Origin of the sequence: Spirosoma pollinicola (assembly GCF_002831565.1) — a bacterium.
GTDB classification, from domain to species: domain Bacteria; phylum Bacteroidota; class Bacteroidia; order Cytophagales; family Spirosomataceae; genus Spirosoma; species Spirosoma pollinicola.
The window spans coordinates 1,700,079-1,713,836 of sequence record NZ_CP025096.1; the positions used below are offsets into that span (position 1 = coordinate 1,700,079).

The 13,758-nt window shown below is 46.2% G+C and carries 14 protein-coding genes; 9 read left to right on the plus strand and 5 right to left on the minus strand.

Features of this window, described 5'->3' with window-relative positions; all coding sequences use genetic code 11:
- Window positions 1-27: 27 nt before the first annotated feature.
- Entirely contained in the window at window positions 28-732 is a 705-nt protein-coding gene (locus tag CWM47_RS07220; protein WP_100987348.1) for an esterase family protein, read from the minus strand.
- A gap of 146 nt (window positions 733-878) precedes the next feature.
- Here CWM47_RS07220 and CWM47_RS07225 point away from each other — a divergent pair, with 146 nt between their 5' ends.
- From CWM47_RS07225 to CWM47_RS07235, 3 genes are read left to right on the plus strand one after another with little or no spacing between them, the layout of a single operon-like run.
- Complete coding sequence (locus CWM47_RS07225) at window positions 879-1,718, plus strand: alpha/beta hydrolase (RefSeq protein WP_100987349.1); 840 nt, start codon at window positions 879-881, stop codon at window positions 1,716-1,718.
- Between the two features lie 52 nt (window positions 1,719-1,770).
- A complete protein-coding gene (locus tag CWM47_RS07230) occupies window positions 1,771-2,595 on the plus strand; it encodes a glycoside hydrolase family 16 protein (RefSeq protein WP_100987350.1) in 825 nt (274 codons plus the stop codon).
- 43 nt (window positions 2,596-2,638) lie between these two features.
- Window positions 2,639-4,366 carry a hypothetical protein gene (locus CWM47_RS07235; protein ID WP_100987351.1) on the plus strand — a complete coding sequence of 576 codons (1,728 nt, stop codon included), beginning with the start codon at window positions 2,639-2,641 and terminating at the stop codon, window positions 4,364-4,366.
- Window positions 4,367-4,402: 36 nt separating this feature from the next.
- Here CWM47_RS07235 and CWM47_RS07240 read toward each other — a convergent pair whose 3' ends face one another.
- The gene (locus CWM47_RS07240; RefSeq protein ID WP_100987352.1) at window positions 4,403-5,437 is read right to left on the minus strand and encodes an aldehyde dehydrogenase family protein; all 1,035 of its coding nucleotides are present in this window, start codon (window positions 5,435-5,437) and stop codon (window positions 4,403-4,405) included.
- A 134-nt stretch (window positions 5,438-5,571) separates the two neighbouring features.
- Between CWM47_RS07240 and CWM47_RS07245 the strand changes: the two genes are divergently transcribed.
- From CWM47_RS07245 to CWM47_RS07255, 3 genes are all read left to right on the plus strand, one after another.
- Window positions 5,572-5,922 (plus strand): 4Fe-4S dicluster domain-containing protein, encoded by a 351-nt coding sequence (locus tag CWM47_RS07245; RefSeq protein WP_100987353.1) that lies wholly within the window; start codon window positions 5,572-5,574, stop codon window positions 5,920-5,922.
- 351 nt (window positions 5,923-6,273) lie between these two features.
- Window positions 6,274-7,449: an outer membrane beta-barrel protein gene (locus tag CWM47_RS07250; RefSeq protein WP_100987354.1), complete on the plus strand. Its 1,176-nt coding sequence runs from the start codon at window positions 6,274-6,276 to the stop codon at window positions 7,447-7,449.
- A 63-nt stretch (window positions 7,450-7,512) separates the two neighbouring features.
- Complete coding sequence (locus CWM47_RS07255; protein WP_100987355.1) at window positions 7,513-8,841, plus strand: ammonium transporter; 1,329 nt, start codon at window positions 7,513-7,515, stop codon at window positions 8,839-8,841.
- 198 nt (window positions 8,842-9,039) lie between these two features.
- Here the strand turns inward: CWM47_RS07255 and CWM47_RS07260 are convergent, their stop codons facing one another.
- From CWM47_RS07260 to mtaB, 3 genes are all read right to left on the minus strand, one after another.
- Entirely contained in the window at window positions 9,040-9,447 is a 408-nt protein-coding gene (locus CWM47_RS07260) for a DUF6855 family protein (protein WP_100987356.1), read from the minus strand.
- Between the two features lie 37 nt (window positions 9,448-9,484).
- Entirely contained in the window at window positions 9,485-9,847 is a 363-nt protein-coding gene (locus tag CWM47_RS07265; protein ID WP_100987357.1) for a DUF1304 domain-containing protein, read from the minus strand.
- Between the two features lie 166 nt (window positions 9,848-10,013).
- Window positions 10,014-11,342, minus strand: a complete 1,329-nt coding sequence (gene mtaB, locus CWM47_RS07270) for a tRNA (N(6)-L-threonylcarbamoyladenosine(37)-C(2))-methylthiotransferase MtaB (RefSeq protein WP_100987358.1) — start codon at window positions 11,340-11,342, stop codon at window positions 10,014-10,016.
- Between the two features lie 98 nt (window positions 11,343-11,440).
- Here mtaB and CWM47_RS07275 point away from each other — a divergent pair, with 98 nt between their 5' ends.
- The 3 genes from CWM47_RS07275 to CWM47_RS07285 are packed head-to-tail and all read left to right on the plus strand — an operon-like array spanning window position 11,441 to window position 13,739.
- Window positions 11,441-12,340 (plus strand): alpha/beta hydrolase, encoded by a 900-nt coding sequence (locus CWM47_RS07275; RefSeq protein WP_240625747.1) that lies wholly within the window; start codon window positions 11,441-11,443, stop codon window positions 12,338-12,340.
- Window positions 12,341-12,378: 38 nt separating this feature from the next.
- Entirely contained in the window at window positions 12,379-13,086 is a 708-nt protein-coding gene (locus CWM47_RS07280; RefSeq protein WP_100987359.1) for a 16S rRNA (uracil(1498)-N(3))-methyltransferase, read from the plus strand.
- The gene (locus CWM47_RS07285; protein WP_100987360.1) at window positions 13,083-13,739 is read left to right on the plus strand and encodes a DUF4159 domain-containing protein; all 657 of its coding nucleotides are present in this window, start codon (window positions 13,083-13,085) and stop codon (window positions 13,737-13,739) included. Before CWM47_RS07280 ends, CWM47_RS07285 begins: the two co-directional genes overlap by 4 nt.
- Window positions 13,740-13,758: the final 19 nt, after the last annotated feature.

The following is a 13,758-nucleotide window of genomic DNA, read 5'->3' on the forward strand; positions in this document are numbered from 1 at the left end:
GTAACCAACTACCTGCGCTTTTACTCGTTATATCTTACTCAAATACCTCGGAAACTGATCTTTCCAGACTGGCCAGTCGTGATTGCCCCAGGGGGTTATATCCAGCTGATGACGAATGCCTTTATGATTGAGAATACCCGAAATCTTGATGTTACTGTCTTTGCAAAAATCATATTCCGACGTACCCAACACGATATTCATGTGGTGTAGTTCTTTATTCGGGTCGTTGGGTAGATAGTCGGGTGGGTTATTGAAATAGACGTTTTCGTCGTAGTAGCCGCCCAGAAACGAACGAATATCGAAGGCCGCGCCCATCGTGAGCAGATGACCTACTTGCTCGGGGTGACGAAAAGCGAAATTCAAGGCATGATACCCACCAAAGGAAGCACCAGAAACGCCTATCTTCTGAACATTACACTCCCGCTGAATGCTCGGCACTAACTCTTCGTGCAAAAAACGATCATACAGCACATGATTCCAGATGCGGGTGCCGGGGTGTAGGTGTTTGGCATACCAGCTATCGCGGTCAACGCTGTCGATACAATATAATTTGACCTTTCCTGACTCAACAAACCAACGGGCCGTATCGGTCAGACCAAAGTCTTTGTATTCGTAATAATGCCCCATTGAGGTTGGGAAAAGCACGATCGGATACCCCCAGTTACCATAAACCAGCATCTCGATGTCGCGACCCAGATGGTGCGAATAGAATTTCCGATAATCTTCCTGCACGATTGTGTTTGTTTGATGAGAACGACGCAAATTTCGTATGAAAATAGCCGAAATTGCTACTGCTGGCAAAAAACAGACCGGTATGCGCTAAAAAAATCTCAATTTTGCGTCACGTGATTGTACTTCTTTTGACATTATTTTCTCTTATGGCTGACTTTATACCGGCCCAAACTCGCCCTGAATCAATGACCGAAACGGTTCAGTATAACGACTCTGTGCAGTCTGTTCCGCTCAATCGAACGGTTCATTTAACAATAATACTTCCTCCTGACTATCAGGCAACTACAAAGTTGTATCCAGTTTTATACCTGAATGACGGGCAGGATTTATCCCGTCTGCACATGCGTGAGGTTCTGGATTTACTTTATCTTAAAAAGGCGATTCAGCCGTTTGTACTGATCGCCATTCATGCGGGCGACCGGATTCAGGAATACGGAACGGCGGCTCAGGCAGATTATATGCACCGGGGTAGTAAGGCAGGCCTTTACACCGACTTTGTGCTCACAGAATTATTACCTTATAGTAAAAAGCATTTTCGAGTTGTTACCAACCCAGATCAGTCAGTGTTTGCCGGGTTTTCGTTGGGTGGATTATCGGCTTTCGACATCGTGTTTCATCATCCCGAACGGTTCAGTCGGGCCGGTGTGTTTTCTGGTTCGTTCTGGTGGCGCAGCAAAAGTACGGCCGATGGCTACCGCGACGAAACCGATCGGATTATGCATAATCTGGTTCGAAAAGGGGCATATCATAAGAATCTAAATTTCTGGTTTGAGACAGGAACGGAAGACGAAACCAGCGACCGGAATAACAATGGTATTATCGACTCAATTGATGATACAACGGACCTGATCGATGAGTTAACCAAAAAAGGCTACCCGCGTGAACAGGCTATCCGCTATGTCGAACTGACAGGCGGTAAGCACAATCAGGAAACATGGAGCGCTATTATGCCTGATTTTCTAACGTGGGCGTTTGGTACTAAATAGTAACCGGAGCTATGGTGTTCCGGCAAAAAAAAGATGTAGACTCTGAGCAAGCATGAGAAACATACTATTTATAAATGCTGCGGTTGTACTGGTTTTCCTGGCTTGTAAAACCCATGATGTTGCTTTGCCGGTAACTATGGGTGGTGCTACCGACACTCGAAAGCTCATCTGGTCTGATGAATTTAATGAACCCGGTCTGCCCGATTCAACAAATTGGAAATACGAGGTAGGTGGAAACGGCTGGGGAAACAATGAATTGCAGTATTATACCGATCAACGAACCGAAAACGCTCGGGTAGAAAACGGCAAACTTATTATTGAGGCCCGAAAAGAAGATTACAAAGGGAGTAAGTATACATCGGCCCGACTGGTAACGCAAGGTAAGGTCGAGTGGAAACATGGCCGAATTGAAGCCTTAGCCAAACTGCCCGCCGGACGGGGCACATGGCCCGCTATCTGGATGTTGGGTAAGGATATTACAAAAGTAGGCTGGCCCAAGGGTGGGGAAATTGACATTATGGAACACGTGGGCTATGACGAAGGCGTTGTTCATGGCACCATTCATAGCGAGGCCTATAACCACGTCAAGAAAACGCAAAAAGGAGGGGAGGTAAGGGTCAAAAACGTAGCGACAGAATTTCACCTCTACGCGATCGAGTGGACTGCCGACCAGATAGATTTTTTTGTGGATGATCAGAAATATTACACTGTTCAAAGAGCAGTGCTGGGCAGTGAGGTTGAGGAGTGGCCTTTTGAACAGCCATTTTTCCTGATTCTAAATATGGCCGTTGGTGGCAACTGGGGCGGTCAGAAAGGGGTGGATGAAAGCATCTGGCCGCAACGGATGGAAGTTGATTATGTGCGGGTATATCAGTAGTAAGTTTGTATATTTCTCGCTGATAATCAACCTGCCTTCTCTCATGAAATACGCGCTACTCATCTTTAGTGGGCTGCTTGCTCAGGTATTGTATGCCCAGTCATCCGTTGGCCCGGTATCATTCTCTGTCTCTTTCCCCGTTTCGAAAAGTAAAGTCCCACTCGATGGACGCGTACTCCTTATACTCGCAAAAACGAACAAGCCCGAACCTCGTGAGCAGGTGAGTGACGCGGTAGAAACCGCTCAACTGTTCGGCCTTGATGTAAATGAGCTGCAATCAGGTCAAAAGGTAGTTGTTGATGGTACTAGTTTTGGTTATCCAAAACGGAGTTTAACCGACATCACGCCCGGCGATTATTATGTGCAGGCCGTTTTGCACAAATACGAGACATTCAAACGGAAAGATGGCCATACCGTAAAATTGCCGATGGATAGGGGCGAAGGCCAGAATTGGCGGACGGCGCCGGGAAACCTGTATAGTAAACCTCAGAAAATCAGGATTAACACCGGATCAAGGCAGTCTTTTTCCGTTGTCATGGATCAGGAGAATCCACCCCTCGATGCGCCCAAAGACACGAAGTTTATAAAACATATCAAAATCCAAAGTAAACGCCTGACCGAGTTTTGGGGCAGACCAATGTACCTCGGAGCGCACGTATTGATTCCGGCTGGCTTTGATGAACATCCCGAAGCACACTACCCTATTTGCATCAACCACGGCCATTTTCCATCCGATTTTGACGGTTTCAGCGAAACGCCCCCACCCGCCAATATGGATACAACCGACTATGTTGAGCGATTCAAGATTCATGGATACAAGAAAATCGTAGCCCAGGAAGCCTATGATTTCTATAAAAAGTGGACGAGTAAGACCTTCCCCCGTATGTTGATCGTTGAGATTCAACACGCAAACCCTTATTATGACGACTCGTATGCCGTGAACTCCGAGAATCTCGGGCCGTATGGCGATGCTATTATGTATGAACTCCTGCCCGAAATAGAAAAACGGTTCCGGGGAATTGGCAAGGGTTGGGCGCGTTTTACCTATGGCGGCAGCACGGGTGGCTGGGAGGCACTGGCTGCACAGGTATTCTATCCCGATGAGTTCAATGGTTGCTTTGCTGCCTGTCCTGATCCAATCGCATTTGATGCTTATACCGTATTCAATCTATACAAAGACAAAAACGCTTACTATGCCGAGGGACCTTTTCGGCGGACGCCCCGACCTGGGCAGCGAAATTACCTTGGGCAGGTTAAAGTGACGGTCGAAGAAACGAACCATCGTGAACTTGCGCTCGGTACGCATTCGCGCTCCGGCGATCAGTTCGACATTTGGGAGGCCGTCTATTCACCTGTGGGACCGGATGGCTATCCAAAACGGATTTGGGATAAGCTAACGGGCGCTATTGACCCCACTGTCGCCAACTATTGGAAAGATCATTATGACTTGCTCCATATTCTTCGGCGCGACTGGAAAACTCTTGGTCCTAAAGTGACAGGCAAAATCCACATCTATTGCGGAGACATGGACAATTATTACCTCAACAACGCCGTCTATCTGATGGAGGATTTTTTAAAGAGTACTAAAAATCCATCTGCCGTCAGCGAAGTTGCCTATGGTGATCGAGCCGAACACTGCTGGAATGGTGATCCTACACAGCCAAACTACATCAGCCGCCTTCGTTACAACACGTTGTACATCGACAAAATCCTAAAGAGGATTGACGAATCTGCACCAAAAGGGGCCGACGTGAAAAGCTGGCGATATTGATAGGATGTATGATATATGTATCCGTAAGGAAATATATCATATAGCCTTTAAAAAGGCCATCATATCTACACCATCGGCATAGTCGCTGAGGCCGGGGCGCTGGGTTTTTCCAAATGGAACACTACCCGGATACCAACCCTGGGCTGAGGCTACAACCTGAATCTGGTCTGCATGACTATTGAACCAGGCAGCTGCATCGTCCTGTGTTTTGTAGGTTTGGAAATACAGCACCGAAATAGGAGAGACCAGTGCATCATTTTCCGTTACCAGCAAATAGCCATTATCCAGATGCGGAACGGCATTGATCAGGTAGATCGACTTATTGTAGTCGTAGTTGTTCTGGTACTTGTGATTGTTCAGATAGATAGAAACCTGTGGCTCCAGTGTGCGTAACAAGGGCGTAAAATCATATCCTTCCGGCACCAGAATGGTAGAGATATTTCGGCATCCCAGGCCGTAATAATCGGAAATGTCGTGGCTAAGTTTTAAAAACTCGTCTTCACTTTCTTCACCCATCAATAGCCCAACCGACGTTCTGTTCTTACGAATTATGTGCGGTTTTTTAGCAAAGTAATACTCAAAGTAACGAGCTGTGTTATTGCTTCCGGTTGCGATATAAGCCTCGGCCGCATTTAATCGATCGGCTTCATCAATTAAATCGCTAAAATTAGGATTGATCTCCTTTAATTTTTGTATTAAATAGTGGATTAGTACAAAATCCTGGCTACTTAATTTAGCCATTAGTTTATGGCCGCTCACTAAAACGCAAAGCATGTCATGAAAACCAACGGCCGGGATATTTCCCGCCATGATTACACCAACCGCACGAGGAACTTTAGTTTGGCTGTTGACTGATTCATCAATATATTGATTTGCCCAGGCAGTAAGTTTATCGGCCACTAGAAACTCACTGGCAATTGCCCGAAGAGAATTCAGTGAGTTATTTAGTGTAAACCAGTTATTTTTATAATTAGCTTGTTGAGCGATTTCGTTAAGTTCGGGTTGGGCATCAGTCGAGCGAATAAAGTCGCCCAGGGTAATAAATGTTTGTAGTCGTTCCTGTAAAAGCATGAATTGGATAAACAAATGGAATACACCATCAACTAATGTAATGAAATATTAGTTTGTCGCCAACCTTTAAATAATTATATTTGTTGTTCAATTTGTAAGGACATCATTTTACTGTTAATAAATCAATACTGCTCATGGCAATCATGATCACCGATGAGTGCATCAACTGTGGTGCCTGCGAACCCGAATGCCCCAATACGGCTATCTACGAAGGTGGCGTTGAATGGACCTGGGGAGGTGGAACCGAACTGAACGAAGTTGATTTTGGCGATGGTACAGTTGTGAGTGGTAAAGCTCCTCAAGCCCCTGTTTCAAACGAGTTCTATTATATAGTGTCAGATAAGTGCACCGAGTGCATGGGCTTCCATGAAGAACCTCAGTGTGCGGCTGTTTGCCCGGTAGACTGCTGTGTGCCTGATCCTGAACACGTAGAGGAGGAGGACACACTGTTAGCTAAAAAAGCCTGGCTCCACGCAGAAGCTTAAAAATACACATACACTCATTTTTGATAAGGCTCAACCAGTTTACTGGTTGAGCCTTATTGTATTTTAGCTATATATAGTTAATAAAATAGGCCATTTGAGATAGTTAATCATGAATGAGTAAGAGAATAATATTTGGTCAATAGGGGTATATACAAAATATAATAAAAAATATTATTATGCCATAATTCAGGTATTTATCCCTGAATTAATAGTAGTTTTTCAACTAAATTGGCTATTTTTTAGCTAAATGCATAATTATTTTGGGTTGACTGTTGCGTAGGATAATTTATGTGACAAAATTTGCTTCGAAATAAGACCACAGCAAAAGTTATCTACAACCGAATAAAGAGTATGAAAAAAACAATTTTACTTGTTAGTTCTTTGTTTTTGGGTTTTACCGCTCAAGCTCAGGATACCACCGCCACTGCAACACCTGGAAAATTCACTTTCTCAGGGTATATGGACACGTATTATTTTGGAAACTTCAATAACCCCAAAAGCCAATCGAACCTAGGGTTGAATGGCACGGGCGTAGGTAATGCACGGGCATTCGACCAGCGAGCCGGGCAGTTCGGTATTGGATTGGTTCAGGCCAAAGCGGTCTATTCGGCCAGCAAAGTTGATGCTGTAATGGATTTGACTTTTGGTCCCTTCTCTGACTTAGGTAACTACGGTAACTACATCGGACCGCTTGGACCGGGTTCTACCTCACTGGCTATCAAACAAGCCTACATTACTTACAAAGCAACAAGCAAATTATCGTTTACGGCTGGCCAGTTCGGTACACACATTGGCTATGAAGTCATTGATGCACCCGTTAACTACAACTATTCGCTGTCTAACCTCTTCAACAACGGTCCGTTCTATCACATAGGTCTGAAAGCGCAATACGCCTTTAGTGACCGGGCTTCGTTGATGGTTGGTTTGGTGAACAACGTTGATAACCTTAACGACAACAACAAAAAGAAAGGGCTGATCGGGCAACTCTTCTTCGCTCCGGTTTCCGGCTGGAATGTGTACCTGAACGCAATTGTATCAAATGAAGCTTCAAATGACGTTCTCAACACAAATGGTACTGTGGCTGTTCCGGCTGGTGATGCGTCTTACCAATTGTTCGATTTAACGACCACTTATCAGGTGACGTCTAAGTTCTTCCTTGGCCTGAATGCGGCATCTGGTTCGCAAAAGGGCGATTACCAGGGATACGGCGGGCCATTGACATCGAAAAGCTGGGGCGGTGTAGCTGTCTATTCTAACTACGCCTTCACCGACAAATTTGGACTTGGTGTTCGTTACGAAACATTTGATAACAAAAATGGTGCTCGTGCCCTGACAGATGCGGCTGGTAACGGCGCCAGTGTTAATTCCATTACCGTAACCGGGAACATTACTGCTGCCGATGGTCACCTGCTGTTCAAGCCAGAACTACGTATTGACAGCTACTCGGCTAACAAATTTGAGAAAAACGATGGTTCGTTAACGACCTCTCAGGCTACGCTTGGTATGGCCGCCATCTTCAAGTTCTAATATCTTCTTCTCATTTTCTTAACCCTAATGTCTCACTAGTACAACAAAAAACCCTCAAGTCCTATGCAAAAGCCCAATTACATTCCTCTCGTCATTCTGCTGGTTATCAGCATTGTGGCTGTCCTCATGCCTGCCGTTCCAACGCAAATCGTGACGGAAGGTATTAACTCAGGCGATACGGCCTGGATGCTCGTTGCGACTGCGCTTGTTTTGTTGATGACACCCGGCCTTGCTTACTTCTACGGTGGAATGGTCAACAACAAAAATGTGATTTCGACCATGCTGCAAAGCTTTGTAGCCATGGGTGTTATTAGTATCCTTTGGGTAGTGGTTGGCTACAGTCTGGCGTTTGGTTCGTCGATTGGTGGTTTTGTTGGGAATCCAATGGATCACTTTATGTTCAAAGGCGTACTTGATGGTAAGCCCTGGTCGCTGGCGCCAACCATTCCGTTGGTGGTGTTTGCTTTCTTCCAGTTAAAATTTGCGGTTATCACACCAGCCCTTGTTACGGGTTCGATGGCCGAGCGGATCAACTTCCGGTCGTATGTTCTGTTCATGATTCTGTTTAGCCTGTTCGTTTATGCGCCATTAGCACACATGACCTGGCATCCAGAAGGTATCCTGTTCAAACTAGGTGTACTTGACTTTGCCGGTGGTACGGTTGTTCACATGTCGGCAGGTTGGGCTGCTCTAGCGGGTGCTCTTTACCTGAAGCGCCGTAAGTCGCACATCGAGGCCAGCTATTTCCCACCAGCAAACATTCCTTTCGTACTGTTGGGCACAGGTCTGCTGTGGTTCGGCTGGTTCGGTTTCAACGCTGGTTCGGCAGTTGCAGCGTCTCCATTAGCGGCTTCGGCTTTCGCAACAACAAACACGGCGGCTGCTTCGGCTGGTCTGGCATGGGTGTTATTCGATGCGGCTAAAGGAAAGAAAGTATCGGCGCTTGGTTTCTGTATCGGTGCTGTCGTTGGTCTGGTTGCTATCACGCCAGCGGCTGGTTTCGTAACGATTCCTACGGCTATTTTCATCGGTACTGTTGGCGCTATGGTGTCTAACTACGTAGCTCACCTGCGGTCGAAATCGACGCTTGATGATACACTTGACGTATTCCCTTGCCACGGTGTTGGCGGTATGGTAGGTATGCTCATGACCGGTATCTTCGCTACCAAAGGGATCAACTCGGCTGTTGTTGATGAAGGGCTGGCATTTGGTCAGACGAAATTATTCATCACCCACATCATTGCTCTTGTTGGTGTGTCGGTATTCGCTTTCGTAATGTCTTATGTAATTCTGAAAATCACCGATCTTATTCTCCCATTACGTGTAACGGAAGAAGACGAGAAGTCTGGCCTCGACGTAAGTCAGCACGATGAATTCCTGATCGAAGCATAAACGTATAGACGACTTACGATTGACGAAGTACAATTGATTGCTGATGCAGGAAAATTGTAAGTCGTCAATCGTAAGTCGTACCTCAACAGATCCACAGGCACCCTGTCTGGCCTACAATGTCTGACAGCTTTATCTGTGGTTTTGTTGTACTCATGGAGCCGTTCCCGCTTGGGGACGGTCTCCTGCTTTTAGGGGGTATCAGATTGCCCGCATGCGGTTGTTTTTGGGATTATGTTCCACCTCGGCCAGGCCGAGAGCTTCCATGAGTGGGGGAAGATACATGCCAAAGCGTCCGCGAAGTCCTTTCTTTAAGCCATACCAGCCTCCTACTGGATTCTCTGTCGACCGCCCCCAGGCTTCCACAGTTCCCTCTTTAGCTGGTTTCTGCTCATCGGACGCACCCAGTTCCATCCAGTCGCCATACTCTTTCAGCCTGGTATGTAAATCAGTAATACAGCGGTAATCATAGTGCAAGATGGTTTTGCCGACAGTACAAACCAGGATGTCGACACCATCTTTTTCTGCTTTATACATCGTGTACTCCGATGTACCGGATGGCGTTTTTAACTGCCAGGGATTTCCTTTTGTACCTGTCTCTGATTCCATAGTAGGTGATTTGAGGTGTATATAAAGCGAGAACGATTTAACCGAAAACAACCGCCAGCAGAGCCAGAATTGCCGGAAGCGCCTGCACAAAAAAGATTGACCGTTGTGCGGTGACCGCACCAAATACACCGGCCACAATCACGCAGCCCAGAAAGAAGTAAGCCACGTTTATGCTCCAGGCAGCGTCAGCAATCAGCAACGACCAGATGAGCCCTGCCGATAAAAAGCCGTTGTAAAGTCCCTGATTGGCCGCCAGCGACTTCGTCTTTTCAAATAAGTCAGGCGGAAATGATTTAAATGTTTTGCGTCCCTGCGTTGTCCAGGCAAACATTTCGAGCCATAAAATATAGATGTGTTCAATGGCCACAAAGCCGATCAATAGTTTAGCAATCAGGTGCATAGGTGTAGGGATTAGGGCATGAAGTTATGTAAGCCCTTTAAAGCTACCAGATTTTTCTGCAAGTAGATAGTCATTAGGCACCTGCGTTGTGAAAGGAGATTACTTTACCGTGAGTACCTACCACAAAAAAGGCCGGTATTGCTACCGGCCCGGATAGTTAAAGAAATCAATGGGTGTCAAATACAGCTTCCGGTTCTGTTACTTCCATTAGGCCGTCTGCATTTACCGTCGTCAAATGGACCGCCAGCGTTTCGTTAATTAGCAAGGGATCGTATTTTGCTACTACACGAATATAGTTTTCCGTGAATCCCTGCATTAAGCCATTTTCAACGTCTTCCTCGAAGAGTACGGTTGCATCCCGGCCTACCTGCGAATCATAAAACGCCCGGCGTTTCTTGTCTGACAGAATATGCAGCATTTTCGACCGTTCAGCCCGGACGTTTCCCGGTACAATTGGCTTGATGTCTAGGGCTGTTGTGTTTGGCCGCTCGGAGTACGTGAAAACATGCAAATAAGAAATAGGCAACTCGTTTAGAAACAGGTACGTTTCTTTAAATTCTGCATCCGTTTCGCCGGGATGACCCACTATTACATCGACGCCAATGCAGGCATGGGGCATCAATTCTTTTATTTTCTGAACCCGGTTAACGTACAACTCGCGCTTGTACCGTCGACGCATCAGACCCAGCACACGGTTGCTGCCCGATTGGAGAGGAACGTGAAAATGGGGCACAAATCGTTTCGACTGAGCTACAAAAGCGATGATCTCATCCGTAAGGAGATTTGGCTCGATGCTCGAAATTCGGAAACGCTCAATACCCTCAACTTCGTCTAAGGCTCGGACTAATTCGAAGAATGTTTCCTTCTTTTCGCCGTTGCTTATGCCAAAGTCGCCAATATTAACGCCAGTCAATACAATCTCTTTAACCCCACGATTAGCAATTTCATATGCCGCCCGTACTACGTTCTCAATCGTGTCAGAGCGGCTTTTTCCCCTTGCTAATGGAATGGTGCAGTAGGCGCAGGGATAATCGCAACCGTCCTGTACTTTCAGGAATGTACGCGTTCTGTCGTTAAGCGAATAAGCGGCATGGTAATCGATAGCTTCCTCGATGGGCGAATTGAATACCTGCGCCGGTTGGCCCGAGGGCACTTTTACAAACGTCGGCATGATTTCATGCAGACGGAATTTCTCGGCGGCTCCCAATACCGCATCAACGCCGGGTATCTCCGAAATCTCTTTCGGTTTCAACTGAGCATAACACCCCAAAATAGCTACATAGCCGTCTGGATTGATTTTCTGCGCTTCACGAACAATCTTCCGACATTTTTTGTCGGCATTATCCGTCACGGAGCAGGTGTTTATGATAAAGATATCGGGTTGTTGATTGAACTCTACCCGCTCGTAACCATGCTGTTCCATCAAGCGGGCAAGGGTAGAGGTTTCGGAGAAGTTCAGTTTACAACCGAGTGTATAAAAGGCGACTTTTTTCACAGTGAGTGATCTATTCTGCAAAATTACAAAAAAACAAGCGGGCGGGTTCCGTTTCTTAACCGACAGGCGGTAGTTTCAGGTATTAACTGCCTTCCTTGATGATGAAACATCGATTACTAATTCTTCTCATTAGTAGTGTATTGCCGGGGTTTATGCAGGCTATTCAGGCCCAGCAAAAGCCCGTGAGCGAAACCCTGACTTACGGCCCTGATTCGCAGCGGCAGCCAAATGTTCCGAAAGGGACCGTAACGAAATTTGTCTGGAAAAGTAGGGTTTTCGCCAATACCATCCGGGAATATTATGTGTATGTACCTGCCCAATATGACCCAAAAAGCCCGGCCGCGTTGATGGTGTTTCAGGACGGTCACACATACGTTAAAGAGGATGGCGATTTTCGGGTGCCGATTGTGTTTGATAACCTGATTCATCAAAAAGCCATGCCCGTTACGATTGGTTTATTTATCAACCCCGGACAGCATGGCGAGGAATTACCCAAAGACCCGTTCCGAGCAGACAACCGAAGTGTTGAGTACGACACCCTTACCGACCAATATGACCGCCTGCTAATTGACGAGTTGATCCCGGAAATCAGTAAGACATACAAATTGGCCGATTCACCGACGATGCGTGCAATTGGTGGTCTGTCGTCGGGAGGCATATGTGCGTTTACGGCTGCCTGGCAACGACCCGATTACTTCCATAAAGTGCTGAGCCACGTTGGTAGTTTCACGAATATTAAAGGCGGTTATGCCTATCCATCGTTGATTCGAAAAGCGCCAAAGCGAAAAATTAAAGTTTTTTTGCAGGATGGAAGCAATGATCTCGATAATCAGCACGGTAATTGGTGGCTTGGTAATCTACAGATGGACGCGGCACTGAAGTTTAGCCAGTATGACTACAAATTTGTTGGCGGCACCGGCGGACATAATGGCAAGCATGGCGGTGCTATCTTGCCTGAATCGTTACGTTGGTTATGGGCTGATGTTGTCAGTAAATGATAGCACAGATACATTGACTGCGTACTTTTGCCTTACTTATGCACTTATTTTATCAGCCTGACATTCGTTCGAACGAGTCTACTCACATTTTAACCGAAGATGATTCGCGCCATGCCGTAAAAACGTTACGCTTACGTGTTGGTGATTCTGTTCTGGTCACAGATGGACAAGGAAACCGCTATTCAGCCGTTATTCATACAACCGATCCCAGACGTTGTTCATTTCGACTAACTGATGTTCAAACAACGCCACCGCGCCCATTCTCAATTCGAATCTGTGTGGCGCCAACCAAGAATCTGGATCGAATCGAGTGGTTTATTGAAAAGGCAGTAGAGTTGGGTATTGAGCGGATCAGTTTCTTTTTCGGACAGCATTCCGAACGGCGTGTTTTAAAGATGGAACGGTTGGAGAAAATTGCTGTTTCGGCCATGAAACAGTCTTTACAATCTTATTTACCTAAATTAGACGACGCATTATCATTCAGTGAATTGCTGAAAACCATCACTGAAGAAGAACGGTTTATTGCCCATTTGCCAAATGATGAGCCGCCCGTGAATTTAGCTAAACGGGCAACCGCAACGGGTCAGTATGCTGTGCTGATTGGTCCGGAAGGAGATTTTTCGGATAAAGAAATTCAACAAGCCGTGGCCGCTGGTTTTCAGATGGTAACACTTGGACCAAATCGATTACGTACCGAAACAGCCGCACTGACGGCCTGTCAACTATTGAACTTTATAAACGCATGAGAAAGCTTCTTGCTCTGGTTATACTTTGCTGCTTCGTCTTCACCGCAAAGGCACAATACGCTTATAAAATTGCCAAGTTGAAATACAACGGTGGTGGTGATTGGTATGCCAACAAAACCTCGGTACCAAATCTGATTAAGTTTGCCAATGCCAATTTACGCATGAATATCTTTCCCGAAGAGGATATTGTCGAGCCGGGCAGTCCCGATATTTTTGGGTATCCATTCGTTCACATGACTGGCCACGGCAACGTGACCTTTAGCGATGGCGATGTACAGAACATGCGCCGTTATTTGATGTCAGGAGGCTTTTTGCATATCGACGACAATTATGGGCTGGACAAGTTTATCCGTCGGGAGATGAAAAAGGTATTTCCTGAACTCAGTTTTATTGAGCTGCCCTTCAATCATCCAGTGTATCAACAGAAGTTCAAGTTTGCGAGTGGTCTGCCCAAAGTACACGAACACGATGGTAAGGCACCGCAGGGGTTTGGCCTGATTTACCAGGGGCGCTTAGTGTGTTTTTACAGTTATGAGTGCGATTTGGGCAATGGTTGGGAAGACCAGAGTGTATATAATGATCCTGAACCAGTGCGCCAGCAGGCCCTGCGTATGGGTGCCAATCTGTTACAATACGCGACGACCACAAATTAATTAAAGTATTATTTGAGGA